The sequence below is a fragment of the Microbulbifer maximicatervae (SeqCode) genome (assembly GCF_052467385.1).
Genome location: NZ_CP174311.1, coordinates 4,444,816 through 4,471,405 on the forward strand (window position 1 = coordinate 4,444,816; position 26,590 = coordinate 4,471,405).

37 protein-coding genes are annotated in these 26,590 nt (G+C 53.6%); 2 read left to right on the forward strand and 35 right to left on the reverse strand.

Annotated features, from left to right (window positions below):
• The first annotated feature begins 10 nt into the window (after positions 1–10).
• Complete coding sequence (locus tag ACJJIR_RS18965; protein ID WP_444895280.1) at positions 11–1,465, forward strand: pectin acetylesterase-family hydrolase; 1,455 nt, start codon at positions 11–13, stop codon at positions 1,463–1,465.
• A 56-nt stretch (positions 1,466–1,521) separates the two neighbouring features.
• Here ACJJIR_RS18965 and ACJJIR_RS18970 read toward each other — a convergent pair whose 3' ends face one another.
• The 30 genes from ACJJIR_RS18970 to rpsJ form a co-directional block, all read right to left on the reverse strand.
• Positions 1,522–2,157 (reverse strand): hypothetical protein, encoded by a 636-nt coding sequence (locus tag ACJJIR_RS18970; protein WP_444906485.1) that lies wholly within the window; start codon positions 2,155–2,157, stop codon positions 1,522–1,524.
• A 133-nt stretch (positions 2,158–2,290) separates the two neighbouring features.
• Complete coding sequence (locus ACJJIR_RS18975) at positions 2,291–2,548, reverse strand: YeaC family protein (protein WP_413664284.1); 258 nt, start codon at positions 2,546–2,548, stop codon at positions 2,291–2,293.
• 72 nt (positions 2,549–2,620) lie between these two features.
• Entirely contained in the window at positions 2,621–3,007 is a 387-nt protein-coding gene (gene rplQ, locus ACJJIR_RS18980) for a 50S ribosomal protein L17 (protein ID WP_108731671.1), read from the reverse strand.
• A gap of 123 nt (positions 3,008–3,130) precedes the next feature.
• Positions 3,131–4,135, reverse strand: a complete 1,005-nt coding sequence (locus ACJJIR_RS18985; protein ID WP_282934387.1) for a DNA-directed RNA polymerase subunit alpha — start codon at positions 4,133–4,135, stop codon at positions 3,131–3,133.
• A gap of 44 nt (positions 4,136–4,179) precedes the next feature.
• Positions 4,180–4,800: a 30S ribosomal protein S4 gene (rpsD, locus tag ACJJIR_RS18990; protein ID WP_108731669.1), complete on the reverse strand. Its 621-nt coding sequence runs from the start codon at positions 4,798–4,800 to the stop codon at positions 4,180–4,182.
• 15 nt (positions 4,801–4,815) lie between these two features.
• The gene (gene rpsK, locus ACJJIR_RS18995) at positions 4,816–5,205 is read right to left on the reverse strand and encodes a 30S ribosomal protein S11 (RefSeq protein ID WP_020411406.1); all 390 of its coding nucleotides are present in this window, start codon (positions 5,203–5,205) and stop codon (positions 4,816–4,818) included.
• A gap of 89 nt (positions 5,206–5,294) precedes the next feature.
• The gene (gene rpsM / locus ACJJIR_RS19000; RefSeq protein ID WP_282934388.1) at positions 5,295–5,651 is read right to left on the reverse strand and encodes a 30S ribosomal protein S13; all 357 of its coding nucleotides are present in this window, start codon (positions 5,649–5,651) and stop codon (positions 5,295–5,297) included.
• A 344-nt stretch (positions 5,652–5,995) separates the two neighbouring features.
• Complete coding sequence (gene rpmJ, locus ACJJIR_RS19005) at positions 5,996–6,112, reverse strand: 50S ribosomal protein L36 (protein ID WP_010133825.1); 117 nt, start codon at positions 6,110–6,112, stop codon at positions 5,996–5,998.
• Between the two features lie 41 nt (positions 6,113–6,153).
• Positions 6,154–7,500: a preprotein translocase subunit SecY gene (secY, locus tag ACJJIR_RS19010; RefSeq protein ID WP_282934389.1), complete on the reverse strand. Its 1,347-nt coding sequence runs from the start codon at positions 7,498–7,500 to the stop codon at positions 6,154–6,156.
• A gap of 11 nt (positions 7,501–7,511) precedes the next feature.
• A complete protein-coding gene (gene rplO / locus ACJJIR_RS19015; protein ID WP_282934390.1) occupies positions 7,512–7,946 on the reverse strand; it encodes a 50S ribosomal protein L15 in 435 nt (144 codons plus the stop codon).
• 1 nt (position 7,947) lies between these two features.
• Positions 7,948–8,133 carry a 50S ribosomal protein L30 gene (gene rpmD / locus ACJJIR_RS19020; RefSeq protein ID WP_020411402.1) on the reverse strand — a complete coding sequence of 62 codons (186 nt, stop codon included), beginning with the start codon at positions 8,131–8,133 and terminating at the stop codon, positions 7,948–7,950.
• 38 nt (positions 8,134–8,171) lie between these two features.
• On the reverse strand, positions 8,172–8,678 hold the full coding sequence (gene rpsE / locus ACJJIR_RS19025; RefSeq protein WP_282934391.1) for a 30S ribosomal protein S5: 507 nt from the start codon (positions 8,676–8,678) through the stop codon (positions 8,172–8,174).
• A gap of 10 nt (positions 8,679–8,688) precedes the next feature.
• Entirely contained in the window at positions 8,689–9,039 is a 351-nt protein-coding gene (rplR, locus tag ACJJIR_RS19030; protein ID WP_282934392.1) for a 50S ribosomal protein L18, read from the reverse strand.
• Between the two features lie 13 nt (positions 9,040–9,052).
• A complete protein-coding gene (gene rplF, locus ACJJIR_RS19035) occupies positions 9,053–9,586 on the reverse strand; it encodes a 50S ribosomal protein L6 (RefSeq protein ID WP_282934393.1) in 534 nt (177 codons plus the stop codon).
• Between the two features lie 12 nt (positions 9,587–9,598).
• Positions 9,599–9,991 (reverse strand): 30S ribosomal protein S8, encoded by a 393-nt coding sequence (gene rpsH, locus ACJJIR_RS19040; RefSeq protein WP_282934394.1) that lies wholly within the window; start codon positions 9,989–9,991, stop codon positions 9,599–9,601.
• 40 nt (positions 9,992–10,031) lie between these two features.
• Positions 10,032–10,337: a 30S ribosomal protein S14 gene (rpsN, locus tag ACJJIR_RS19045; protein WP_020411397.1), complete on the reverse strand. Its 306-nt coding sequence runs from the start codon at positions 10,335–10,337 to the stop codon at positions 10,032–10,034.
• Positions 10,338–10,346: 9 nt separating this feature from the next.
• On the reverse strand, positions 10,347–10,886 hold the full coding sequence (rplE, locus tag ACJJIR_RS19050) for a 50S ribosomal protein L5 (protein ID WP_020411396.1): 540 nt from the start codon (positions 10,884–10,886) through the stop codon (positions 10,347–10,349).
• A gap of 31 nt (positions 10,887–10,917) precedes the next feature.
• On the reverse strand, positions 10,918–11,229 hold the full coding sequence (gene rplX, locus ACJJIR_RS19055) for a 50S ribosomal protein L24 (RefSeq protein ID WP_108731661.1): 312 nt from the start codon (positions 11,227–11,229) through the stop codon (positions 10,918–10,920).
• 20 nt (positions 11,230–11,249) lie between these two features.
• Complete coding sequence (gene rplN / locus ACJJIR_RS19060) at positions 11,250–11,618, reverse strand: 50S ribosomal protein L14 (RefSeq protein ID WP_067151032.1); 369 nt, start codon at positions 11,616–11,618, stop codon at positions 11,250–11,252.
• A gap of 46 nt (positions 11,619–11,664) precedes the next feature.
• Positions 11,665–11,928: a 30S ribosomal protein S17 gene (rpsQ, locus tag ACJJIR_RS19065; protein WP_108731660.1), complete on the reverse strand. Its 264-nt coding sequence runs from the start codon at positions 11,926–11,928 to the stop codon at positions 11,665–11,667.
• 2 nt (positions 11,929–11,930) lie between these two features.
• Positions 11,931–12,122, reverse strand: a complete 192-nt coding sequence (rpmC, locus tag ACJJIR_RS19070) for a 50S ribosomal protein L29 (RefSeq protein WP_020411392.1) — start codon at positions 12,120–12,122, stop codon at positions 11,931–11,933.
• Positions 12,122–12,535 (reverse strand): 50S ribosomal protein L16, encoded by a 414-nt coding sequence (gene rplP, locus ACJJIR_RS19075; RefSeq protein ID WP_282934395.1) that lies wholly within the window; start codon positions 12,533–12,535, stop codon positions 12,122–12,124. The genes rpmC and rplP overlap by 1 nt, the downstream gene beginning before the upstream one ends.
• 11 nt (positions 12,536–12,546) lie before the next feature.
• Positions 12,547–13,227, reverse strand: coding sequence for a 30S ribosomal protein S3 (gene rpsC, locus ACJJIR_RS19080; protein WP_282934396.1), 681 nt, complete (start codon positions 13,225–13,227; stop codon positions 12,547–12,549).
• 19 nt (positions 13,228–13,246) lie between these two features.
• Positions 13,247–13,579: a 50S ribosomal protein L22 gene (gene rplV / locus ACJJIR_RS19085; RefSeq protein ID WP_282934397.1), complete on the reverse strand. Its 333-nt coding sequence runs from the start codon at positions 13,577–13,579 to the stop codon at positions 13,247–13,249.
• Between the two features lie 15 nt (positions 13,580–13,594).
• Complete coding sequence (rpsS, locus tag ACJJIR_RS19090; RefSeq protein ID WP_069946924.1) at positions 13,595–13,873, reverse strand: 30S ribosomal protein S19; 279 nt, start codon at positions 13,871–13,873, stop codon at positions 13,595–13,597.
• Between the two features lie 37 nt (positions 13,874–13,910).
• Positions 13,911–14,735, reverse strand: coding sequence for a 50S ribosomal protein L2 (rplB, locus tag ACJJIR_RS19095; protein ID WP_108731657.1), 825 nt, complete (start codon positions 14,733–14,735; stop codon positions 13,911–13,913).
• Positions 14,736–14,749: 14 nt separating this feature from the next.
• Positions 14,750–15,046: a 50S ribosomal protein L23 gene (gene rplW / locus ACJJIR_RS19100; protein ID WP_282934398.1), complete on the reverse strand. Its 297-nt coding sequence runs from the start codon at positions 15,044–15,046 to the stop codon at positions 14,750–14,752.
• Complete coding sequence (gene rplD, locus ACJJIR_RS19105) at positions 15,043–15,657, reverse strand: 50S ribosomal protein L4 (RefSeq protein ID WP_020411385.1); 615 nt, start codon at positions 15,655–15,657, stop codon at positions 15,043–15,045. Before rplD ends, rplW begins: the two co-directional genes overlap by 4 nt.
• Positions 15,658–15,675: 18 nt before the next feature.
• On the reverse strand, positions 15,676–16,311 hold the full coding sequence (gene rplC / locus ACJJIR_RS19110) for a 50S ribosomal protein L3 (protein ID WP_108731654.1): 636 nt from the start codon (positions 16,309–16,311) through the stop codon (positions 15,676–15,678).
• A 110-nt stretch (positions 16,312–16,421) separates the two neighbouring features.
• A complete protein-coding gene (gene rpsJ, locus ACJJIR_RS19115) occupies positions 16,422–16,733 on the reverse strand; it encodes a 30S ribosomal protein S10 (RefSeq protein WP_010133849.1) in 312 nt (103 codons plus the stop codon).
• 174 nt (positions 16,734–16,907) lie between these two features.
• On the opposite strand from rpsJ, the gene ACJJIR_RS19120 reads away from it, so the two are divergent.
• Entirely contained in the window at positions 16,908–17,384 is a 477-nt protein-coding gene (locus ACJJIR_RS19120) for an aminoacyl-tRNA deacylase (RefSeq protein ID WP_282934399.1), read from the forward strand.
• Positions 17,385–17,574: 190 nt separating this feature from the next.
• Here the strand turns inward: ACJJIR_RS19120 and tuf are convergent, their stop codons facing one another.
• From tuf to rpoC, 5 genes are all read right to left on the reverse strand, one after another.
• The gene (tuf, locus tag ACJJIR_RS19125) at positions 17,575–18,768 is read right to left on the reverse strand and encodes an elongation factor Tu (protein ID WP_108731642.1); all 1,194 of its coding nucleotides are present in this window, start codon (positions 18,766–18,768) and stop codon (positions 17,575–17,577) included.
• 76 nt (positions 18,769–18,844) lie between these two features.
• Positions 18,845–20,950 carry an elongation factor G gene (fusA, locus tag ACJJIR_RS19130; RefSeq protein ID WP_444892717.1) on the reverse strand — a complete coding sequence of 702 codons (2,106 nt, stop codon included), beginning with the start codon at positions 20,948–20,950 and terminating at the stop codon, positions 18,845–18,847.
• A gap of 90 nt (positions 20,951–21,040) precedes the next feature.
• A complete protein-coding gene (gene rpsG / locus ACJJIR_RS19135) occupies positions 21,041–21,511 on the reverse strand; it encodes a 30S ribosomal protein S7 (RefSeq protein WP_152451131.1) in 471 nt (156 codons plus the stop codon).
• A 110-nt stretch (positions 21,512–21,621) separates the two neighbouring features.
• Positions 21,622–21,996, reverse strand: coding sequence for a 30S ribosomal protein S12 (gene rpsL / locus ACJJIR_RS19140; RefSeq protein WP_108731651.1), 375 nt, complete (start codon positions 21,994–21,996; stop codon positions 21,622–21,624).
• A gap of 250 nt (positions 21,997–22,246) precedes the next feature.
• Positions 22,247–26,476 carry a DNA-directed RNA polymerase subunit beta' gene (rpoC, locus tag ACJJIR_RS19145; RefSeq protein WP_282934401.1) on the reverse strand — a complete coding sequence of 1,410 codons (4,230 nt, stop codon included), beginning with the start codon at positions 26,474–26,476 and terminating at the stop codon, positions 22,247–22,249.
• Positions 26,477–26,590 lie beyond the last annotated feature (114 nt).

Here is a 26,590-nt window from a genome sequence, read left to right on the forward strand (position 1 = left end):
GGGATTAATAATGATAAAAATTCTCCGCGGTTTTATTTCAATACTCTTAGCGAGTTCTCTACTTATCACAGGTCATGCAAATGCAGAACCGGGTGATTACAACTTCTGGACTACCCTAAAGCATTTGTTTGATCCACCCAATGCCGATGCGCCAGTCACCTCGCAGCAAGCTGAAGGGATGTATCCACTAACTATGGATGATCCCAGTTTTAATGATGATTTTGATCCTGGCGACTACAACACCTGGCAAAAAATTGATGTACCTACCAGTACAGGTGCCATGTGTGGGAATGGATCACCCTATAAGTTCTTTGTTCACCGTGTTCCAGATACCAGTAACACCATTTTCTATTTCGAGGGTGGTGGGGCATGCTGGGACTATGAAAGCTGCTCAGGACAAGCTGGTATTCGCGGGGCTCGCAACCCCAATGGCATTCCCGATGATTACCTAAGCAATGTGCATTTGTTAGATTTTACAAATTTCGAGAATCTTACTACCGCTGGCGTATCCCCTTTGATTTATACACATCATCCCTACGACCAGTATAAAACTGGCGAGTGGAATATGGTTTACGTGCCATACTGCACTGGGGATATCTACGTAGGCGATAAAACTGAAATATACGAGGACACTACTGGCGAGAACCCCGACCTTATCTGGCACCACAATGGATTACGCAACGTTCAGGCAGTTACTTCCTGGGTGAAAAATAATTTGCAAAAACCGAAGCAGATGCTCGCTGCGGGTTGTAGTGCGGGCAGTATTGGTGCCCTGTTTAATTATTCAAAATTGCGCGAGGATATGAATGTCGATTATGGCTATCTCCTCGATGATTCAGGCCCTCTCTATCAGGCACCTTTAGACGGGAGTGACAGCACCCAATATCCCTCATTACCGCTACATAAAGAAGTGCTGCGCTCTTGGACTACCTATACCGCCGATAGCGATGAAAGCTCGGAAAACCCCATCACTATGTTAAAAGCCATAACACCGGGATTCGAAGCCAATCAGCTAGCCTCACTTTATGCTGCGCTTTCCAATAAATTCCCCTCAGATCGATTGGGTATTACGCACTTTCTTGCTGACGGGAATTTTTCATCGTACTCCTACGAGAGATTTTATGAGGATATTTATAATGATCCCGATGCAGACTCCCGTTTAAATAAATTGCGACAGCGCTGGCAGAAAGATACCCATGAAAATTTGATTCCACTGCTGGATCAAACTAGTAACTGGGGCTATTACTTCCCGATGTTCCGCAACTTGAACGAGAGCCACTGCACAACCATTATCGATTTAAACTATGGTGAGATTGCCGAGCACGGGCTTGAATTAAAAGATTTCCTCGACAACATCGTCAATCATAACGGTGGAGGAATGATTCGGGCATACGAAACCGATGAGGTTTCAGATTATGAGGACAATAGTAACTGGTTCTATGATCTGATCGGCTTGTTTATGTAATTAAAATGCCCCCAGCGCTGCCGGTAACTAGCTGGCAGCGCTGAATGATAGAAAGCCTAACTGCCATATACCGCCTCACGGGCGTCCTGAAGGCGTTTACGTAAGTATTCATGTCTACTCATACCATCGGGAAAGGACGTCATCTGCTGAACTTCCTCAACGATCGAGCGCTCAAGATCCTTATAGGTGGAAAAGCCCGGAACCTCGACATGAGGGTCGTAATCCCTGATCACCGTTTGCGCTTTATCCCGATAAATATTAAATAGCTCTTCAGCTCTTTGGGTGAACTCTGCCTGGTTAAGGCTATTTTTTTCCAGCCAGGCCAACTTCATTGAAAGCGCTTCATAGCCTGTAATACGCGATTCCCGCTCTACTTTTTCAATTGCATCCCAAGCCTCTTCACCAGAGAGATTGCCCAGGCCTGCAAAGTAGTCCTTAAGCGCCTGCTTAACATTCTCACGGTCCAGATAAGCCTGAACCCGAGGATGATTTAATAACTCTTCGACCTCCGCATGTTCCAGCTGGGACCAGGGTATGCTGTCAGAAATATTCTTTACTAACTCACTATCATCTTTTAGTGGCTCTATCATCTGGCGCACCTTGGCCACACTTGAGCGCACATCAATATCGTAGTGATCAACCCCTACAACGGCGAGCGTTACTGCTCCGGCAAGCAAAATCAGCTTTTTCATAATTAGTTACCGAGCAAATTAGAAATTATGTATTTGTCTGTCGGTAACTATCTAAGCAGAGAATTGGGAGAGCATGAAAGAAAATAACGCCCTCACCAATGAATAAAGTGCCAATATCTTACAGACTGATTAGCTAGCCAACCCAGTTAACAGCTTGCTCATCGTCTTTTTTTCCTACACAGGGCTCATCCTTGGTCTTCGGCGCCACATAGCCTACCTGTTGCTCCCGCGGAAGGTTTGCGGACTCCCAATTGGAAACCGCTTCTGCGCAGAGGCTGCGTTGCTCAGGGGATAGCGCAACACCATTAGGCCATTTTCCAAGTTCAATGGCCCGCTTTAAGCTGCCCACAATCTCGGGATTCAAACTCTTTAACAGTTGCTCAAAAGACATACAAAAATCTCCTTATGGCAAAAAAAAGGCCGGTCAAAGACCGGCCTTCCGTAGCGCTATGGCTAATAACGCTTAAGCTTCAGCAGCTTCGTCTTCTACTTGAGGACGGTCTACCAGCTCAACGTATGCCATCGGCGCCTTATCACCAGCGCGGAAACCACACTTCATGATACGGATGTAACCACCAGGACGGGCTTCGTAACGAGGACCCAGCTCGTCGAACAGCTTGCGCACAGCATCCTTATCACGGATACGAGCGAAAGCCAGACGGCGGTTAGCAACACTGTCTTTCTTAGCCAGAGTGATCAGCGGCTCGGCAACGCGGCGCAGTTCTTTGGCTTTGGCCAGTGTGGTTTTGATCAGTTCGTGCTCCACCAGAGAGGCGCTCATGTTCTTGAACATGGCCTTGCGGTGAGCGCTCGTGCGGCTGAATTTACGGCCACTATAGCGATGACGCATGACTCAATTCCTTACGACCTAAGTTGCTGTCACAGCAGGTCGTTCTGGAGCGGTGTCGCGCTAAGCTGTAGCACCGCTCGGGTTCTTTCTACTAATCACGACACCGTCGCGACTACCAAATGCTTACAGGGGGCTTAACTTGCTGTCGCCTTTCAGGCTGGCCGGCGGCCAGTTTTCCAGGCGCATACCCAGGGACAAACCACGGGAAGCCAGTACGTCCTTGATTTCAGTCAGAGACTTCTTACCAAGATTCGGCGTCTTCAGCAGTTCTACTTCAGTGCGCTGAATCAGATCACCGATGTAGTAAATATTCTCTGCCTTCAGACAGTTCGCCGAACGTACAGTCAACTCCAGGTCGTCTACCGGGCGCAGTAGTACCGGATCAACTTCAGGCTCTTCAGCCTTCGGCTGTGCATCCTTCTCGCCTTCCAGGTCCACAAATACTGCGAGCTGTTGCTGCAGAATAGTGGCGGCGCGACGAATAGCCTCTTCCGGGTCCAGGGTACCGTTGGTCTCCAGATCCAGAACCAGCTTATCCAGGTCAGTGCGCTGTTCTACACGCGCGCTTTCCACGCTGTAGGAAACGCGACGCACTGGGCTGTATGAAGCATCCAGCTGCAGACGGCCAATTGCACGGCTTTCCTCTTCCTCGCCACGACGAGCATCGGCGGGCTGGTAGCCGCGACCGCGCGCTACAGTGAGACGCAGGTTGAGCTCGACATCACCAGTAATATTGGCGATCACGTGCTCAGGATTAACGATCTCGATGTCGTGATCTACCTGGATATCTCCAGCAGTCACCGCACCTGGGCCCTTTTTGCTCAGGCTCAATACCGCCTGATCCTTACCGTGCATAACAACGGCGATTTCTTTCAGGTTGAGCAGGATTTCAATTACATCTTCCTGCACACCTTCGATCGCGCTGTACTCGTGCTCGACACCTTCGATTTCCACCTCGGTGACGGCGCAGCCCGGCATGGAGGACAGCAGGATGCGACGCAGCGCATTGCCAAGAGTGTGGCCAAAGCCACGCTCCAGGGGCTCCAAAATCACTTTGGCGTGATTCGGATTGTACTCGGTGACGTCAATACGACGCGGTGTCAAAAACTCGTTGACAGCAGTCTGCATAGCCATACCTGTTTACAGTTGCATTCCTTAAAGTGGACTTATTGTTACTTGGAGTACAGTTCCACGATAAGGTTTTCGTTGATCTCTGCCGGCAGATCGACACGATCCGGAGTGCGCTTGAAAGTGCCTTCCAGTTTGCTCGCGTTTACGTCTACCCACTCGACATCGCCACGCTGGGCAGCGAGGGAAACGGAATTCTGGATACGCAGCTGCTTCTTGGCTTTCTCACGTACAGCGATAACGTCGCCTTCTTTAACCTGGAAAGAAGGGATGTTAACGGTAGTGCCGTTTACAAGAATCGCTTTGTGGGAAACCAGCTGACGCGCTTCAGAGCGAGTTGAGCCGAAGCCCATGCGGTAAACCACGTTGTCCAGACGCTGCTCGAGAAGTTGCAGCAGGTTTTCACCTGTAGCGCCCTTCAGACGTGCTGCTTCCTTATAGTAGTTACGGAACTGCTTTTCCAGTACGCCGTAGATACGACGAACTTTTTGCTTTTCACGCAGCTGAATACCGTAGTCGGACAGACGACCGCGACCAGCGCCGTGCTGACCGGGTTTGGATTCTGCGCGACACTTGGAGTCGTGCGGACGAACACCACTCTTCAGCTGCAGGTCAGTCCCTTCACGACGGGACAGTTTACATTTTGGTCCAATATAACGTGCCATTTTGTCAGCCCCCTCTTACACGCGACGCTTTTTAGGTGGACGACATCCGTTATGCGGGATAGGCGTCACGTCGGTGATGTTGGTGATCTTGTAGCCGCAGTTGTTCAGTGCACGAACGGCAGATTCGCGACCGGGGCCAGGGCCCTTAACTTCTACGTCGAGGTTTTTCAGGCCGTATTCCTGAGCTGCAGTACCTGCGCGCTCAGCGGCAACCTGGGCTGCAAACGGGGTGCTCTTACGCGAGCCACGGAAGCCAGATCCACCTGCGGTGGCCCAGCTGAGGGTATTACCCTGGCGATCAGTGATCGTCACGATCGTGTTGTTGAACGATGCGTGGATGTGGGCAATACCGTCGACAACGGTCTTTTTGACCTTTTTGCGAACAGTAGTTTTTGGCTTAGCCATACCAGTATCCTAAATCCTGTATCAAATCCCCTCGGCGATTAGCCGGACGGGGCATCTTGAACCGCGATTTCGCGCCTTTTAGTTAAGGCTTACTTGCGAATCGGCTTGCGCGGACCCTTACGGGTGCGAGCATTGGTCTTGGTGCGCTGACCACGCAGCGGCAAGCTGCGACGGTGACGCAGACCGCGATAACAACCCAGATCCATCAAACGCTTGATGTTCATGGATATTTCACGGCGCAGGTCGCCTTCCACGGTCAGTTTTGCAACTTCACCACGGATGGTTTCGATCTGCTCTTCAGACAGTTCGCGGATTTTGGTGGATTCAGCGATACCAACCGCTGCCAAAATAGACTTAGCCGTAGTGCGACCAACCCCATAAATGTGGGTCAGGGAGATTACGGCGTGCTTGTGGTCTGGTACATTGACACCAGCAATACGTGCCATAGAGGCGTACTCCACGTATTGGAGTCACTGCTTTATATTAAGTATGTGACTCTACTTTGATTTCGGCGCTGACAGCGACTAAAAAACCGGCGGCGCCACCAAAAAGGCGCGCAAGAATAGCTTTTCAGACACTAATTTGCAATAGCCAACGTCCGCATCGGTCCCCCGAAGCGGATGAAGACGACAGTCAACGCCCCCAGTTGGAAGTTTGCTGTTGCTAACTTCCCACCCCAAAAATCTTCCCGGGGTGTTGCCATTCGATACGGGGCTGTATCGAGTAGCGAATTTTTCCAGCTTTTACAGAGGCGCCCTGTGGGCGCTCTCCGCAAGGGGCTGGCCCCTTCTTAGCCTTGACGCTGCTTGTGACGTGGCTCAGCGCTGCAGATTACCCGCAGAACACCCTTGCGACGCACGATTTTGCAGTTACGGCAGATCTTTTTTACAGAAGCGCGTACTTTCATGACCTTACCTCAATTCAATCAAACTGCGAGCAGGCGACGCCCTAGCGACGACCGTAGCTTTGCAGGTTAGATTTTTTCATCAAACCCTCGTACTGGTGCGACAGCAGATGCGATTGTACCTGTGCCATAAAGTCCATCACTACGACTACAACGATCAGCAGTGAGGTACCCCCCAGATAGAAGGGAACGTTAAACCCAACCACCAGGAACTGCGGCAGCAGGGATACCAGTGCGATGTATACAGCACCCACCAGAGTGAGGCGAGTCAGCACGCTATCGATATAGCGGGCCGTCTGCTCTCCAGGGCGAATACCTGGCACATAAGCACCGGACTTTTTCAGGTTATCCGCAACTTCATTCGGGTTGAACATCAACGCCGTGTAGAAGAAACAGAAGAAACCAATCAACAGTGCGAACAGAATAATGTTCAGCGGTTGCCCTGGTCCAAGCTGCAACGCCATCCACTGCAGGATCTCTGCACCGAGACCTTCCCCGCCCTGACCAAACCACTGTGCCAGTGTGGCCGGGAACAACAGGATACTGCTGGCAAAGATTACCGGAATTACACCGGCCATGTTTACCTTCAGCGGCAAGTGGCTCGCCTGTGCAGCTGGAGCTGCAGAGTAACGTCCCGCTTGGCGCCTGGCGTGATTGATCGTAATGCGGCGCTGGCCGCGTTCCATAACAACCACAAAGAACACTACAGCAAGAGCGATGACGCCAATCATCAACAGCATGAGTATGTGCAGCTCACCCTGTCTCGCCTGTTCAAATGCCTGGCCGATGGCACCGGGTAAACCGGCGACGATACCGGCAAAAATCAGCATGGAAATGCCGTTGCCAACACCGCGCTCAGTGATCTGCTCACCGAGCCACATCATAAATACAGCACCAGTCACCAGTGACGTTACCGCCACAAAGTAAAAACCAAACGCGGGCTCAGATGAGTAAGCCAGGTTCTGCCCTGCCAGGCCGAAAGTCATACCGATCCCCTGAATCAGGGCCAGTATTACCGTCAGATAGCGGGTGTACTGGTTGATCTTACGTCTTCCGGCCTCCCCTTCCTTCTTCAACGCTTCCAGAGAGGGAGTCACCGCGCTCATCAACTGCATGATGATGGACGCGGAGATGTAGGGCATGATGCCCAGCGCCAGAATACTCATCCTTTCCAGGGCGCCGCCTGAAAACATGTTAAACAGGCCAAGGATGGTTCCCTGGTTCTGGTTAAACAGGTTTGACAGCTTTTCCGGATCAATGCCGGGCACCGGAATATGTGTCCCCAGTCGATAAACAAGAATCGCTAGAAACAGAAAACGAAGGCGAGCCCAAAGCTCGCCCAATCCCTTGCTGTTGCCCAGGGGATTTCCACCGGATCCTGGTCGTGCCATTGGCGCCTCGATTAGTCTTCTATTTTACCGCCAGCAGCTTCAATCGCTGCCTTTGCACCTTTGGTAACTCCCAGACCCTTAACGGTAACAGCTTTGGTCAGCTCACCTGAGAGGAACACTTTGGCGCGTTTAATATGGCTGCCGATGATATCGGCATTCTTAAGCGCTGCCAAATCGATTACGTCATTTTCTACCTTCGCCAGCTCAGCCAGACGTACTTCTGCGGTAAAGCGAGAAACACGAGCGGTGAAACCGTACTTAGGAAGACGCTTCTGCAAAGGCATCTGACCGCCTTCGAAGCCCGGACGAACACTGCCGCCGGAACGCGCTTTCTGACCTTTGTGGCCGCGGCCACCGGTCTTACCAATTCCGCTACCAATACCGCGACCAACGCGCTTGGCGCTGTGCTTGTGGCCTGGTGCTGGAGACAAGTCGTTCAAACGCATGTTATTCCCCCTCAACCTTAACCAGGTAGTTTACTTTGTTGATCATACCGCGCACGGAGGGAGTATCCTCCACTTCCACTGTGTGGCCGATGCGGCGCAGGCCCAGACCCGCAACGCACGCCTGATGACTTTTCAGGCGTCCGTTGATGCTTTTGGTCTGGGTCACTTTTATGGTCTTCTTAGCCATGGTCTTAACCCACCAATAACCTTAAATCCGAGCTGTAATTAGCCCAGAATCTCTTCGACAGATTTACCGCGCTTGGCAGCTACATCTTCCGGGCTCTGCATTTGCTCCAGAGCTTTGAAAGTTGCACGTACTACGTTCACCGGGTTGGTGGAGCCGTAACACTTAGCCAATACGTTGTGTACACCAGCCATTTCCAGAACGGAGCGCATAGCACCGCCGGCAATTACACCGGTACCCTGGGAAGCGGGCTGCATGTAAATCTTGGAACCGCCGTGGCGACCATTGGTAGCGTACTGGATGGTGTCACCATTCAGGTCTACCTGGATCATGTTGCGGCGTGCAGATTCCATCGCCTTTTGAATCGCTACAGGCACTTCACGTGCCTTGCCGCGACCAAAGCCAACACGGCCATTGCCATCACCAACTACGGTCAGTGCGGTAAAGGCGAAGATACGACCACCTTTAACAGTCTTGGCAACGCGGTTGACCTGGACCAGCTTCTCCTGCAGGCCTTCGTCGTTGCTTTTGTCTTTCTCTCTAGCCATAACTCAACCCTTAGAATTTCAGACCGGCTTCGCGGGCAGCGTCAGCCAGAGCCTTAACACGGCCATGGTATCTGAAGCCGCTACGATCGAAGGCAACTTGTTCAACGCCAGCGGCTTTCGCGCGCTCAGCGATCAGTTTGCCAACTGCGGCAGCAGCGTCAGCGTTGCCAGTTTTACCAGAGCGCAGGTCCTTGTCCAGGGTAGAGGCGGAAGCCAATACCGCGCTGCCTTCGGCAGACAGGATCTGTGCGTAAATGTGGCGCGGGGTGCGGTTCACGGTGAGGCGAACGGCGCCCAGCTCACGGATCTTGGCGCGGGCACGACGTGCACGACGCAAGCGAGATGCTTTCTTAACGTTCATATCTATGCCCTACTTACTTCTTCTTGGCCTCTTTGCGATACACGCGCTCGTCGGCATAACGGACACCCTTACCTTTGTAGGGCTCCGGCGGACGGAACGAGCGGATCTCAGCGGCCACTTGGCCCAGCAGCTGTTTATTGCTGCTCTTCAGTACGATTTCAGTCTGGGATGGAGTTTCCGCAGTCACACCTTCCGGCAACTGATAATCGATCGGATGGGAGAAGCCCAGGGTCAGGTTAACCGCTTTACCGGCTGCTTTCGCACGATAACCAACACCCAGCAACTGCAGCTTCTTCTCGAAGCCCTTGCTTACGCCTATCACCATGTTATTGACCAAAGCACGGGTGGTACCCGCCAAGGCTCTGGCCTGCTTGGAGTTATTGCGCGCGGCAAAAGTCAGCTGGCTTTCAGCCTCGCTCACTTCTACATCACCGTGAATAACCATATCCAGGTTACCGCTACCGCCTTTAACAGCGATATTTTGACCTTTCAGGTCTACGGTTACACCTGCGGGGATAACTACCGGACTATTTGCTACTCGAGACATTGCAACCCCCGCTTAGAATACGGTGCAAAGCACTTCGCCACCGATACCAGCCTGACGTGCAGCGCGGTCAGTCATCACACCATTAGAGGTGGAAACGATCGCGACACCCAGGCCACCACGTACGGTAGGCAGAGCTTTTTTACCAGTGTAAGCGCGCAGGCCCGGACGGGAAACGCGATTGAGCTCGGCAATAACCGGCTTGCCCTGGAAGTATTTCAGAGCAATGGTCAGTTCCGGCTTAGCGCCTTCGCTTACGTTTAAATCAGTAACGTAACCTTCGTCTTTCAGGACTTTGGCCACTGCTACTTTCAGTTTGGATGATGGCAGGGTGACTTCCGCCTTTCCGCGCGCCAGGGCATTGCGGATGCGAGTCAGCATATCTGCCAACGGATCTTGCATACTCATCTTATGAGACTCCTCAAATCTGCCTTAAACCAGCTGGTAATTACCAGCTGGACTTCACGAGGCCAGGAACATCACCACGCATCGCAGCTTCACGAAGCTTGTTACGGCACAGGCCGAACTTGCGGTATACAGCGTGGGGGCGACCAGTAATACGACAGCGGCGTTGCTGACGTACCGGGCTTGCATCGCGCGGCATTTTCTGCAGCTTGAGTTGAGCCTCCCACTGCTCCTCTTCGGAAGCAGTGGAACTGGCGATGATCGCCTTCAGCTCTTGACGCTTCTCGGCGTACTTAGCTGCGGTTCGAGCGCGCTTGTTTTCGCGCGCAATCATGGATTTCTTCGCCATGGAATCCTCTTAACCCTTGAAAGGGAAGTTGAACGCTTTCAGCAGCGCGCGACCTTGATCGTCGTTTGCAGCTGTAGTGGTAATACAAATATCCAGACCGCGGAGCTTGTCTACTTTGTCGTAGTCAATTTCCGGGAAGATGATTTGCTCAGTCACGCCCATAGAGAAGTTACCGCGGCCGTCGAACTGCTTCGGGCTAATGCCACGGAAGTCGCGGATACGCGGAATCGCGATGTCAACCAAACGCTCCAGGAACTCATACATGCGCTCACCGCGCAGAGTTACCTTACAGCCGATCGGCCAACCGTCACGAATCTTAAAGCCCGCAATAGACTTGCGCGCTTTAGTAACGATGGGCTTTTGACCAGTAATTGCTGTCATATCGTTGACAGCGTGCTCCAGCACCTTCTTATCACCAATCGCTTCACCAACACCCATGTTGATGGTGATCTTGGTGATGCGCGGCACTGCCATCACATTCTCGAGACCAAGCTCTTCTTTTAGCTTGGCCACGAGGTCCTTAGTGTAGAGCTCTTTAAGCTTTGCCATGATCTACCAACCTGCTTTTGCGTCAAGAGCCTTAGATGGCTTCGCCGCTGGATTTGAAGACGCGAATCTTAGTGCCGTCTTCCAGTACTTTAAAGCCCACCCGGTCAGCCTTCTGGGTGTTAGGGTTGAAGATGGCTACGTTGGAAGCTTGGATAGCAGCTTCTTTCTCAACGATGCCACCTGCAATACCCATCTGTGGGTTTGGCTTTTGGTGCTTTTTGATCATCTGTATGCCGGAGACAATCAGACGACCGTCGTTCAGTACTTTACGTACTGAACCACGTTTGCCCTTGTCACGACCGGCGATAACGATCACTTCGTCGTCACGCTTGATCTTGCGCATAACTCTTCTCCGCTCGAGGCCTAGATAACTTCGGGAGCGAGGGAGATGATCTTCATGAACTTCTCACCGCGCAATTCGCGAGTTACCGGACCAAAAATACGGGTGCCAACCGGCGCCAGTTGCTGGTTCAGCAGCACCGCTGCGTTATCGTCAAATTTAATCAGGGAACCGTCCGCGCGACGCACACCTTTTTTGGTGCGAACCACAACGGCGTTCATTACCTGACCTTTCTTCACTTTACCGCGGGGGATGGCTTCCTTAACGGTTACCTTGATAATGTCGCCCACGCCGGCATAACGACGATGGGAGCCGCCCAGCACCTTGATGCACATGACGCGGCGAGCCCCACTGTTGTCAGCTACTTCTAAGTAGGATTCCGCTTGAATCATTGTCTCTCTCCGAAACCTTTCAATTCGGCAGTCAATGCGCTAGGGGTTATACCTTCGCCGCACGCTCTACAATTTTCTGCAAAGCCCAAGATTTGCTCTTGGACAGAGGACGAGATTCCTCGATGGTTACAACATCACCGATGCTGCAATCATTGTTCTCATCATGTGCCTTGAGCTTTGTGGACTTGTTTACAATTTTGCCGTAGATCGGGTGCTTAACACGGCGCTCGATCAAAACGGTGATGGTTTTATCCATCTTGTCACTCACAACCTTGCCGGTCAGAGTACGCTTCAGTTTTGCTTCAGCCATGATTAATTACCTGCCTTCTCGGTCAACACAGTCTTTATGCGAGCAATGTCGCGACGAGTCTGCTTCAGCAGATGAGTCTGAGCCAGTTGACCGGTGGATTTTTGCATACGAAGCTTAAATTGAGCTTCGAGCTGGTTCAGCAGTTCCTGGTTCAGCTCTTCAACTGACTTTTCGCGTAGATCTGCAGTCTTCATTACATCACCGAACGCTTAACGAAAGTTGTTTTTACAGGCAGCTTGGCCGCAGCTAGTGCGAAAGCCTCACGAGCCAGCTCCTCGGACACACCCTCCATCTCATAGAGGACCTTGCCCGGCTGGATCTGAGCTACCCAGTATTCAACGCCACCTTTACCTTTACCCATTCGAACTTCGAGGGGCTTATTGGTAATGGGCTTGTCTGGAAACACACGAATCCAGATTTTACCGCCACGTTTAATGTGACGAGTCATTGCGCGACGAGCCGCTTCGATCTGGCGCGCAGTAATGCGACCACGACCGGTAGCCTTAAGGCCAAACTCGCCAAAGCTCACTTTAGAGCCGCGCTGAGCAAGACCGCGGTTGCGACCCTTCTGTACCTTGCGGAATTTTGTACGCTTTGGTTGCAGCATTTGCGTACCCCTTATTTAGCAGCTTTTTTGCGGCTCTTTACCGGCTTCTCATCGGGCACTTCGTCACCGATTACCTCGCCTTTAAAGATCCACACCTTGATACCGATGATGCCGTAAGTAGTCTTCGCTTCAACATTGGCGTAGTCGATGTTGGCGCGCAGGGTGTGCAGGGGCACACGGCCTTCGCGATACCATTCGGTACGCGCGATTTCTGCACCGCCGAGACGGCCACTTACTTGAATCTTGATACCTTCGGCACCCTGACGCATAGCGTTCTGTACGGCACGCTTCATAGCGCGACGGAACATAACACGGCGTTCCAGCTGCTGGGCAACGTTCTGGCCAACCAGAGCCGCGTCCATATCAGGCTTGCGCACTTCTTCGATGTCGATGTGCACAGGTACGCCCATCTGCGCGCTTACTTCTTTGCGCAGACGTTCTACGTCTTCACCTTTTTTACCGATCACGATGCCCGGACGTGCAGTGTGAATCTTCACACGTGCAGTGTTTGCCGGACGTTCGATCTCAATACGGCTCACAGAAGCGTGGGCCAGTTTTTTGCGAATGTATTCGCGAACTTTCAGATCCGTGTACAGCTTGTCTGCGTACTCGTCGCTGCCGGCATACCAAACAGAGGTATGCTTTTTAACGATACCCAGACGAATGCCGGTAGGATGTACTTTTTGTCCCATGGTTTTCTCGCCTGCTCTCTTATTTCTCGGCCACTTTCACAGTGATGTGACAAGTACGCTTAAGAATGCGATCAGCACGACCTTTAGCACGCGGCTTAATGCGCTTCATGGTCATACCTTCGTCCACAAAAATTGTGGAAACCTTCAGCTCGTCAACGTCAGCACCTTCGTTGTGCTCAGCGTTGGCAATGGCCGACTCCAGTACTTTCTTAATGATCGCCGCACCCTTTTTAGTACTGAAAGCCAGTATATCCAGGGCCTCTTCAACGCCTTTGCCGCGAACCTGATCAGCTACCAGTCGCGCCTTTTGCGCCGATAGACGTGCGCCGCGTAATTTTGCTGCTACTTCCATCTTTATAACCTCGGCTTAGCGCTTCTTCGCTTTCTTGTCCGCAGCATGACCGCGGTAAGTGCGGGTAGCAGCGAACTCGCCCAGTTTATGGCCAACCATTTCTTCGTTAACCAAAACGGGCACGTGTTGACGACCGTTGTGCACGGCAATCGTCAGTCCAACCATTTCCGGCATAATCATGGAACGGCGGGACCAGGTTTTAATCGGCCGACGATCGTTTGCTGCAATCGCTGCCTCCACCTTCTTGATCAAATGCAGATCAATAAAGGGACCTTTCTTTAATGAGCGTGGCACTGTCGATTCCTCTCTAGCTGCTCAGACATCGCGCGGCTTACTTGCCGCGACGACGTACTATCATCTTATCGGTGCGCTTGTTCTTGCGCGTTTTCTTACCCTTGGTCGGAACGCCCCACGGAGTAACCGGATGACGACCACCAGAGGTACGGCCTTCACCACCACCGTGCGGGTGATCTACCGGGTTCATCGCCACACCGCGAACGGTAGGACGAACACCACGCCAGCGTGCAGCACCAGCTTTACCCAGCTTGCGCAGGCTGTGCTCGGAGTTGCTCACTTCACCCAGGGTTGCGCGGCACTCAGCGAGAACCTTGCGCATTTCGCCGGAACGCAGACGAATGGTCGCATACTGACCTTCACGAGCTACCAGCTGCACAGAGGCACCAGCAGAACGGGCCAGCTGAGCGCCTTTGCCTGGCTTCAGCTCGATCGCGTGGATTACAGAACCTACCGGAACGTTGCGCAGAGGCAGAGTGTTACCCACAACAATCGGTGCGGCATCGCCGGACTGAATGGTGGCACCTGCTTTCAGGCCTTTCGGTGCGATAATGTAACGACGCTCACCGTCGGCGTAACACACCAGAGCGATGTGTGCGCTGCGGTTGGGATCGTACTCCAGACGCTCAACTTTAGCCGGAATACCGTCTTTGTTGCGCTTGAAGTCGATTACACGGTAGTGCTGCTTGTGGCCACCACCGATGTGACGGGTAGTGATACGACCATTGTTGTTACGGCCACCACTTTTGCTCTTGCTCTCCAACAGAGGAGCGTAAGGAGCACCCTTGTGCAGGTCGGTGTTAACAACCTTAACCAGGTGACGACGGCCGGCGGAGGTCGGTTTTGTTTTTACAATTGCCATTGTAACGGTCCCCTTTACTCAGCAGCTTCAAAATTGATGTCGCTGCCCTCAGCCAGGCGAACGTAGGCTTTTTTCCAATCGCTGCGCTGGCCCATGCCATTGCGAGTGCGCTTGGTTTTGCCCTTTACGTTCACGGTGCGAACCTGCTCAACGGAAACGTTAAACAGCTTCTCAACCGCAGCCTTGATCTCAGCTTTTTCGGCGTCGGTGGTAACCTTGAAAACTACCTGATTGGCGCTATCCGCCAGTCCAGCAGCTTTTTCGGAAATTACCGGGCCCAGCAGTACTTTGTAGAGTCGCTCTTGGTTCATCCCAGCACCTCTTCAATTTTCTTGAGCGCAGAAACGGTAACCACGACCTTATCAAAGCGAATCAGGCTTACTGGATCGATCGCCTGTACATCGCGGACGTCGATCTTGTGCAAGTTGCGTGCGGCCAGGTAGAGGTTTTCGCTAACCTCTTCAGTCACGATCAGCGCATCGGACAGGTCAAACTGAGCCAGTTTGCTTACCAGCTGCTTGGTCTTGGGTGCGTCCACATCAAAGGACTCAACCACTACCAGGCGCTCCTGACGAGCCAGCTCAGACAGAATGCAACGCAGTGCAGCGCGGTACATTTTTTTGTTCAGCTTAACGCTGTGATCGCGCGGATCAGCGGCGAAGGTTACGCCACCGGAACGCCACAGCGGGCTGCGGATAGTACCGGCACGTGCGCGGCCAGTACCTTTTTGGCGCCATGGCTTCTTACCACCACCAGAAACATCGGAACGATTTTTCTGCGCCTTGGTACCCTGGCGAGCGCCGGCCATGTAGGCCACAACTGCCTGGTGCACCAGATCTTGGTTGAACTCACGTCCGAAAGTCACTTCAGAGACAGCTACTGTGCCTTTAGCGCCTTCGGGAGTAGCGATATTCAGTTCCATATCTATTTCCCCTCAGACTTAGGCTTTAACTGCCGGACGAACGATAACGTTGCCACCGGGTGCACCGGGTACAGCGCCTTTAACCAACAGCAGGTTGCGTTCGGCATCGACACGAACCACTTCCAGGTTTTGCACGGTTACGCGCTCAGCACCCATATGTCCGGCCATCTTCTTGCCTTTCCATACGCGGCCAGGAGTCTGACATTGACCGATAGAACCGGGTGCGCGGTGAGACAGGGAGTTACCGTGGGTTGCGTCCTGGGTGCGGAAATTCCAACGCTTAACGCCGCCCTGGAAGCCTTTACCTTTGGAAGTGCCGGTTACGTCGATCATCTGGCCAGCTTCGAAGCTGGAAACAGTAATTTCAGAACCGATTTCGAAAGTCTCTTCGGAACCGTCAGTGCGCAGTTCGAAAAGATTTGTGCCAGCCTCTACATTGGCTTTGGCGAAGTGGCCCGCTGCGGGCTTGGAGACACGGGAAGCTTTGCGGCTGCCTACTGCTACTTGAACAGCGCTGTAACCGTCAGTTTCCTGAGTTTTCACTTGGGTGACGCGATTCGGAGCAACCTCAACAACGGTTACCGGAATGGATACGCCATCTTCAGTGAAGATGCGAGTCATGCCGCTCTTGCGGCCGACAATACCTATAGTCATCTTTTTTAACCTCTCAGTGCACGGGGCTTTAACCCACTGCGGCCGCCCAATTTCAGAGCGTTACACTACCCGGACCGTTTTCGTCCGGGATTCGGTAGTTAGTAAAAGTGTTAGCCGAGACTAATTTGGACCTCAACACCGGCCGCCAGATCGAGCTTCATCAGCGCGTCGACGGTTTTCTCGGTAGGCTCAACGATGTCCAGCAAACGCTTGTGAGTACGGATCTCATACTGATCGCGAGCGTCTTTATTAACGTGCGGGGAAATCAGTACGGTGTACTTCTCTTTGCGAGTCGGCAGCGGGATAGGACCGCGAACTTGTGCGCCAGTGCGCTTAGCCGTCTCTACGATCTCCTGAGTGGACGCGTCGATCAGCTTGTGATCGAAGGCCTTCAGGCGAATACGGATACGTTGACCCTGCATGGAATCAAACTCCAATTATTAACTAAAGAACGTCCTCTTACGCAGCCCCGAGGGCGGGCGAAAAGGAGCGCGAATTCTACGGGGAGCGCAGCAGGCTGTCAACTGTACAGGCTGATCAAATTTCAATCTGCTGAAACTACAATTGAGTACCCCAAGCGGAACGAGGTATCCACAATGACTATCGCCGCAACACTGAGTCAATATTTAAATGACCAATCGGTCGATTATCATCTGATTCAGCATCCACACACTCGCACCAGCCGGGAAAGTGCCCGCGCCGCCCATGTGCGTGAGGATCAGGTGGCAAAAGCGATTTTGCTTCAGGATATAGAGGGTTACGTAATGGCTGTGATCCCAGCCAGCAGCAGCCTCGACATGCGCTCTCTTCACAATGAGACAGGGCGAAACTCACTGCAAATGGTCTCGGAAACCGAGCTCGGCGCCATATTCCCAGACTGTGAACTGGGCGCCCTGCCCGCCCTAGGCCAGGCTTACGGAATTACCACCCTGCTAGACACCAGTCTTGGACACCGTGAAACCATTTACTTTGAGGCCGGTGACCACGAAGAGCTGGTCGAGATGAGCGGCCCTCAATTCACCAAGCTGTTTGCGGGCAGCAGAAGCTGTGATTTAAGCCGGGATTGGCCATAAGCTCGCTAGATTAAAAGCAAATATTAGCGGCCGCAGATATGCCGGAAAGGATTCAATATTGAGCCCCTAACAGAGAGGGGTGATGCTCGCAGCACCAAACAACACCAGCTGGTGCAAGTAGGCAATTATCGGGCACAAAAAAAGCCGCAGCGCGTCCGCTGCGGCTTTTTATTTAGATCAGGAGTAACTATTACTCGATGATCTTGGCAACAACCCCCGCACCTACGGTACGACCACCTTCGCGGATAGCGAAGCGCAGGCCGTCTTCCATGGCGATCGGAGCGATCAGGGTAACAACCATTTGAATGTTGTCGCCCGGCATTACCATTTCAGTACCTTCCGGCAGCTCTACCGCACCAGTTACGTCGGTAGTACGGAAGTAGAACTGAGGACGGTAGCCTTTGAAGAACGGGGTGTGACGACCACCTTCGTCCTTGGACAGTACATACACTTCCGCTTCGAACTTGGTGTGCGGAGTGATGGAGCCCGGCTTAGCCAGTACCTGACCACGCTCTACTTCGTCACGCTTGGTGCCGCGCAGCAGTGCGCCGATGTTCTCACCAGCACGACCTTCGTCGAGCAGCTTGCGGAACATTTCAACACCAGTACAGGTAGTAGTGGTGGTTTCTTTGATACCAACGATTTCGATCTCGTCGCCAGTGTTGATCACACCGCGCTCTACACGACCAGTTACAACGGTACCACGGCCAGAGATAGAGAATACGTCTTCGATCGGCATCAGGAACGGCTGATCTACAGCGCGCTCTGGCTCAGGGATGTACTCGTCCAGGGTCTCTACCAGCTTCTTAACAGCGGTAGTACCCATTTCGTTGTCGTCTTCGCCGTTCAGGGCCATCAGAGCGGAACCAACGATGATCGGAGTGTCGTCACCTGGGAACTCGTACTGGTCCAGAAGTTCGCGAACTTCCATTTCCACCAGCTCGAGCAGCTCTTCGTCGTCTACCATGTCCGCTTTGTTCAGGAATACAACGATGTAAGGTACACCTACCTGACGGGAAAGCAGGATGTGCTCACGAGTCTGAGGCATGGGGCCGTCAGCTGCGGAACATACCAGGATAGCGCCGTCCATCTGAGCAGCACCGGTGATCATGTTCTTAACGTAGTCGGCGTGTCCCGGGCAATCTACGTGCGCGTAGTGGCGAGTCGGGGACTCGTACTCAACGTGAGAAGTAGCGATGGTGATACCGCGCTCACGCTCTTCCGGTGCATTGTCGATACCGTCGAAAGCAACAGCGTCACCGCCCCAAACTTCCGCACATACGCGGGTCAGAGCAGCGGTCAGGGTGGTTTTACCGTGGTCAACGTGACCGATGGTGCCCACGTTCACGTGGGGCTTGGAACGTTCAAACTTTTCTTTTGCCATCTTTAGATGTCCTCTAGCTAAAAGTTTGCCAAAGGGGCCCCAGCTGTTGGCCCGGCCCCCTTTAAGCAGAAGTTAATTAGGCCTTAGTCTTGGCGATGATCTCATCGGCAACATTTTTCGGCGCTTCGGCGTACTTCAGGAATTCCATGGTGTAGGTAGCACGGCCCTGAGTAGCAGAACGCAGGTCGGTTGCGTAACCGAACATTTCTGCCAGAGGTACTTCCGCATTGACAACCTTACCGGAGGGGTTGTCTTCCATACCCTGGATGAGACCACGGCGACGGTTGAGGTCACCAACCACATCACCCATGTTCTCTTCCGGAGTTACCACTTCCACCTTCATCATCGGCTCGAGCAGCACCGCACCGCCCTGACTGGACAGCTTCTTGGTCGCCATAGAACCGGCGATCTTAAACGCCATTTCATTGGAGTCCACATCGTGGAAGGAACCGTCGTACAGAGTCGCCTTCAGGCCCAGCAGCGGATAGCCAGCCAGAACACCGTTCTTCATCTGCTCTTCGATACCTTTCTGTACCGCAGGAATGTATTCCTTCGGTACCGCACCGCCCACGATTTCGTTAACGAATTCCAGACCTTCCTGAGACTCGTCTTCGGCAGGCTCAAACTTCACCCATACGTGACCGTACTGACCGCGACCACCGGACTGACGAACGAACTTACCTTCGATCTCAGAGGTGTTGCGGATAGTTTCACGGTAGGCAACCTGAGGCTTACCGATGTTCGCTTCAACGTTGAACTCACGCTTCATGCGGTCAACGATGATATCCAGGTGCAATTCACCCATACCGGAGATAATGGTCTGACCGGTTTCCTCGTCAGTCTTCACGCGGAAGGACGGATCTTCCTGGGCCAGCTTGCCGAGGGCAATACCCATTTTTTCCTGGTCCGGCTTGGACTTGGGCTCAACCGCAACAGAAATTACCGGCTCGGGAAACTCCATACGCTCCAGAACAATCTTGTTGTCTTCGGCACACAGGGTGTCACCAGTGGTTACGTCTTTCAGACCAATCGCAGCAGCGATGTCACCAGCCAGTACTTCTTTAATTTCCTGACGATCGTTGGAGTGCATCTGCACCATACGACCGACACGCTCTTTCTTCATTTTTACGGAGTTGTATACCGCAGTACCGCTCTCCAGCTTACCGGAGTAAACACGGAAGAAAGTCAGGGTACCAACGAAGGGATCGGTAGCAATTTTGAACGCCAGTGCAGCGAACGGCGCGTTGTCGTCAGCTTCGCGGCTCTCAACAGTTTCGCCATCTTCCAGAGTACCTTCGATCGCCTTAACTTCAGTCGGCGCCGGCAGGTATTCGATAACTGCGTCCAGTACAGCCTGTACACCCTTGTTCTTGAACGCAGAACCGCCCAGAACCGGTACAATTTCGTTGGCCAGGGTACGCTGACGGATAGCTGCCTTGATTTCTTCTTCGGACAGCTCACCTTCTTCCAGGTATTTTTCCATCAACTCTTCGCTGGCTTCAGCGGCCGCTTCTACCAGGTACTCGCGCATTTCGTCGCACTCGTCCTGCAGCTCAGCGGGGATGTCAGCGTAGTCGAAAGTCATGCCCTGGTCGGCTTCATTCCACAGAATGGCCTTCATCTTCACCAGGTCAACAACACCCTTGAACTCGTCCTCAGAGCCGATGGTCATCTGCAGAGGTACAGCATTCGCGTTCAAGCGGTCTTTCAGCTGGCTCACAACGTTGCGGTAGTTCGCACCGGCGCGGTCCATTTTGTTTACGAATACCATGCGCGGTACTTCGTATTTGTTCGCCTGGCGCCATACGGTTTCAGTCTGAGGCTGAACACCAGAGGAGCCACACAGTACAACAACAGCACCGTCGAGTACGCGCAGGGAGCGCTCAACTTCAATAGTGAAGTCAACGTGTCCTGGGGTATCGATGATGTTTACGCGGTGCTGGTCGAATTGCTGCTGCATGCCAGACCAGAAACAGGTAGTTGCAGCAGAAGTAATGGTGATACCACGCTCCTGCTCCTGCTCCATCCAGTCCATGGTGGCAGCACCTTCGTGTACTTCACCAATTTTGTGGGATAGACCAGTGTAGAAAAGTACGCGCTCGGTAGTAGTGGTTTTACCGGCGTCTACGTGGGCACAGATACCGATGTTACGGTAACGTGCGATGGGCGTTTTACGTGCCACAGTTGTATCCTCGATATAACGGCAAAAGGCAGCCTGGAATTTTCCGTGCTGCCTTTCGGTATTAATTTCCGATGTTGGTATTCATCAGACTTAGAAGCGGTAGTGAGAGAATGCCTTGTTGGCTTCTGCCATGCGGTGTACATCTTCACGCTTCTTGACCGCGCCACCCTTGTTTTGGGCTGCATCGATCATTTCGTTGGCCAGACGCTGAGCCATAGATTTCTCACCGCGCTTACGGGAGAACTCCACCAACCAACGCATTGCCAGAGCCGTACGACGCGAGGGGCGCACTTCTACAGGCACCTGATACGTCGCACCACCAACACGGCGGGACTTTACTTCCACCATAGGCGCGATATTTTCCAAAGACTCCTCGAATACTTCGATCGGATCTTTGTTCAATTTTTCAGAAATAGTTTCAAGTGCACCGTATACGATACGCTCTGCAACTGACTTCTTGCCGCTGATCATGACGTGGTTCATGAACTTGGCCAGGGTGACGTTCCCGAACTTGGGGTCCGGTAGCACTTCGCGCTTGGCGACTACTCGTCTTCTCGGCATGGGTATTGCCTCTCTTCAGGGTTATTCTGAGACGCCGCCGTAAAACATTACAATCCGGCGAGCTCAGCCTTACTCCGGTTGGAAACCGAAACGCAAATCGTTAAAGGTGATTAACCTTTAGGACGCTTGGCGCCGTACTTAGAACGGCCCTGCTTGCGATCGTTTACGCCGGCACAGTCAAGTGCACCGCGTACAGTGTGGTAGCGCACACCCGGCAGGTCTTTTACACGACCGCCGCGAATCAGTACCACGCTGTGCTCTTGCAGGTTGTGGCCTTCACCACCGATGTACGAAGTTACTTCGTAACCGCTGGTCAGACGCACACGGCAAACCTTACGCAGTGCAGAGTTCGGCTTCTTCGGTGTAGTGGTGTACACACGAGTGCAAACTCCGCGACGCTGCGGGCTAGCCTGCAGAGCAGGAACGTCGCTTTTTTCAACTTTGCGTTTTCTCGGCTTACGAACCAACTGGTTGATCGTTGCCATTAAAAATCACTCCAAAAATAAAATGCCCCCACCTCTAACAGTGAGGGCCTATCGTCTGTGTGTATCGTCCGATCCTGGGATCAAACGGAACACCCCACATAAGCGGGGGCCGCATTCTATAAGCGACAACCCGCCTAGTCAATCGGCGACGGAAGTAAGTGCTTACATCACAGACAGTCGCCAATATCAGATCGGGCACCTAAGTGCCCCAACCTACCCCACTCCACCAACAGATAGAGTGGGATACGCCTTATTCGCCTGAGGACTTCAGTGCCTCAGTCAGAGCTGCTTCAACCTCAGCTGCGGAAGGTCCTTCACCGAAGGCCTCTTCCAACTGCAGGCTGCGCTTGCGCTTGCGCTCGCTGTGGTAAGCCAGACCGGTACCAGCCGGGATCAAGCGACCCACAACCACGTTCTCTTTCAAGCCGCGCAGGTTGTCTTCCTTACCAGTTACCGCCGCTTCGGTCAGAACGCGAGTGGTTTCCTGGAACGAAGCCGCTGACAGGAAGGACTCAGTTGCCAGAGACGCTTTGGTAATACCCAGCAGCAGGCGTTCGAACTGAGCGGGCTGCTTGTTCTCGGCACGCAGCTGTTCGTTTTCTTCGATCACGCGCTGGTATTCAACCTGGTCGCCCTTAATCAAGCTGGAATCACCCATCTCGGTGACTTCAACTTTACGCAGCATCTGACGCACGATGGTTTCGATGTGCTTATCGTTAATACCTACACCCTGGAGGCGGTAAACCTCCTGGATCTCGTTGGTGATGTATCGAGCCAGCTCTTCAACACCTTTCAGGCGCAGAATATCGTGCGGGTTGGACGGGCCATCGGAGATAACCTCACCCTTCTCTACGGTTTCACCTTCGAACACGGTCAGCTGGCGATGCTTTGGAATCAGAACCTCGTAGTGGTCCTTACCATTGGCCAGCGGCTTGCCGTCACGCGGAGTAATCTGCAGACGAACCTTGCCTTTGGTCTCTTTACCGAAGGAAACGGTACCGGAGATTTCCGCCAGAATGGACGGCTCTTTCGGCTTACGCGCTTCAAACAGGTCGGCAACGCGGGGCAGACCACCGGTGATATCCTTGGTACCGCCGGATTCCTGCGGAATACGTGCAATTACGTCACCCACGTTCACCTGCTTACCTTCAGCCAGGCTGAGGATTGCACGCGGCGGCAAGGCGTAGTGCGCAGGCGCATTACTGTTAGCCAGAGTCAGCTCTTCGCCGTTCTCATCCAGCAGGGTTACCGCTGGGCGCAGATCTTTACCCGCTGCCGGGCGCTCGGCCGGATCGATAATCTCGATAGAGGACAGGCCGGTGATATCGTCGGTCTGCTTGCGGATGGAGAGCCCTTCTTCCATACCGGACAGTTTCACCCAACCGGCTACCTCGGTGATGATCGGGTGGGTGTGCGGGTCCCACTTGGCCACGATCTGGCCACCGTCTACCTCGGCACCTTCGTAGACGCTGATCACAGCACCGTAAGGCAGCTTGTAGCGCTCGCGCTCGCGACCGGCGCTGTCGGCAATCGCCAGCTCACCGGAACGGGACACGGCTACCAGAGTGCCAACTTCGGTCTTAACCGTCTTAACATTATGCAGACGTACGGTACCGCCCTGCTTCACCTGGATGCTGTCCGCAGCGGAGGCACGGCTTGCAGCACCACCGATGTGGAAGGTACGCATGGTCAGCTGGGTGCCCGGCTCACCGATGGACTGTGCGGCAACAACGCCCACAGACTCACCCGGGTTGGCGCGGTGGCCACGGGCCAGGTCGCGGCCGTAACACTGGGCACAGATACCGTGTGCAGTCTCACAGGTGATCGGGGAGCGAACCAGAACCTCATCGATGCCCATGGCTTCGATGCGCTCTACCCACTTCTCGTCGATCATAGTGCCGGCAGAAACGGCGATTTCGTCACTGCCAGGCTTCAGTACATCGCGGGCCACTACACGACCGAGGATACGGTCACCGAGAGATTCGATAACATCACCGCCCTCGATTACCGGCGCCATGGTCAGACCGTCGTCGGTGCCACAATCCAGCTCGGTAATTACCACGTCCTGGGCCACGTCAACCAGACGACGGGTCAGGTAACCGGAGTTAGCGGTTTTCAGTGCGGTATCCGCCAGACCTTTACGAGCACCGTGGGTCGAGATGAAGTACTGCTGTACAGTCAGGCCTTCACGGAAGTTTGCCGTAATGGCGTTCTCGATAATGGAGCCATCCGGACGGGCCATCAGACCACGCATACCAGCGAGCTGACGGATCTGCGCTTCAGAACCACGAGCACCGGAGTCAGCGTACATGTATACGGAGTTGAAGGAGTCCTGCTTGGTCTCGTTGCCCTCGCGGTCGATCACCTTCTCTTTCTTGATACCGGCCATCATCGCCTGGGTTACCTTGTCGTTGGTGCGGGACCAAACGTCGATAACCTTATTGTACTTCTCACCCTGGGTTACCAGGCCGGAAGCAAACTGGCTTTCAATCTCTTTCACTTCCGCTTCAGCGGCATCGATCAGCTCAGCTTTCTCAGCCGGAATCTCAAAGTCGTTCACACCAATGGAGGAACCGGACTTGGTAGAGAAGTCGAAACCGGTGTACATCAGCTGGTCGGCAAAAATAACCGTCGCCTTCAGGCCTACCTTGCGGTAGCACTCGTTCAGGGCGCGGGAGATCGCCTTTTTCTTCATCGGCTGGTTGACGTGCGCAAACGGCAGGCCTTCCGGCACGATATTCCACAGCAGCGCGCGGCCTACAGTGGTGTCCTGAATGGAGATAGTCTCGTGCTTCTCACCGTCTTCGCCGACGATATTTTCGCGGATACGCACCTTGATCTTCGCTTGCAGACCAACCTGCTTGGCGTAGAAAGCACGGCTCACTTCTTTGATATCGGAGAAGAACATGCCTTCGCCTTTATCGTTAACGCGCTCACGGGTCATCCAGTACAGACCCAGTACCACGTCCTGGGACGGTACGATGATCGGCTCACCGTTGGCAGGCGACAGGATGTTGTTGGTGGACATCATCAGCGCGCGGGATTCCAGCTGCGCTTCGATCGTCAGCGGTACGTGTACCGCCATCTGGTCACCGTCGAAGTCGGCGTTATAGGCCGCACAAACCAGCGGGTGCAGCTGGATTGCCTTACCTTCAATCAGTACCGGTTCAAACGCCTGGATACCCAGACGGTGAAGGGTCGGTGCACGGTTAAGCAGTACCGGGTGCTCGCGGATCACTTCGTCGAGGATATCCCAAACGACAGCTTCCTCGCGTTCAACCATCTTCTTGGCAGCTTTGATCGTAGTGGCCAGGCCACGGGATTCCAGCTTGCCAAAGATAAACGGCTTAAACAGTTCCAGTGCCATCTTCTTGGGCAGACCACACTGATGCAGACGCAGGGTCGGACCTACCACGATCACGGAACGACCGGAGTAGTCAACACGCTTACCCAGCAGGTTCTGACGGAAACGACCCTGCTTACCTTTAATCATGTCAGCCAGGGACTTCAGCGGGCGCTTGTTGGAGCCGGTGATGGCGCGACCACGACGGCCGTTATCCAGCAGTGCGTCAACAGATTCCTGCAGCATGCGCTTTTCGTTGCGCACGATAATGTCCGGCGCGTTCAGCTCAAGTAGACGCTTCAGACGGTTGTTACGGTTGATCACACGACGGTAGAGGTCGTTCAGATCGGAGGTCGCGAAACGACCGCCATCCAGCGGTACCAGCGGGCGCAGATCCGGCGGCAGAACCGGCAGAGCCTTCATCACCATCCACTCCGGGTTATTACCGGACTTGTAGAAGGCTTCCAGCAGCTTCAGGCGCTTGGACAGTTTCTTGATCTTGGTTTCGGAGTTGGTCGCAGGGATCTCTTCACGCAGGCGCTGGATTTCCGCTGGCAGCTCGATGTCCGCCATCAGCTCCTGGATCGCCTCTGCACCCATCTTCGCTTCAAACTCGTCGGCGAACTCTTCCATCGCCTCAAAGTACTGCTCGTCATTCAGCAGCTGGCCGCGCTCCAGGGTGGTCATACCCGGCTCGGTAACCACGTAAGATTCGAAGTACAGCACGCGCTCGATATCGCGCAGGGTCATGTCCAGCAGCAGGCCGATACGGGACGGCAGGGACTTCAGGAACCAGATGTGTGCAACCGGGCTGGCCAGCTCGATGTGACCCATGCGCTCACGGCGAACCTTGGCCTTGGTCACTTCAACGCCACACTTCTCACAGATAATGCCGCGGTGCTTCATGCGCTTGTACTTACCGCACAGGCACTCGTAGTCTTTTACCGGGCCAAAGATCTTGGCACAGAACAAGCCTTCACGCTCAGGCTTGAAGGTACGGTAGTTGATGGTCTCCGGCTTTTTCACTTCGCCGTAGGACCAGGAGCGAATCATGTCCGGTGATGCCAGACCGATACGAATCGCATCAAACTCTTCCAGCTGCTCCTGGGACTTCACCAGATTTAATAAATCTTTCAAGGCCTTTCCTCCACTAGGGGGTAGTCAACCCGGCACTCGCACTAGCCGCCGGGCTAGCCAGCTGCCCCACTGCTTCGAGGGGCGCTGGCACTTGTCTCATTTCACCTGCCAACA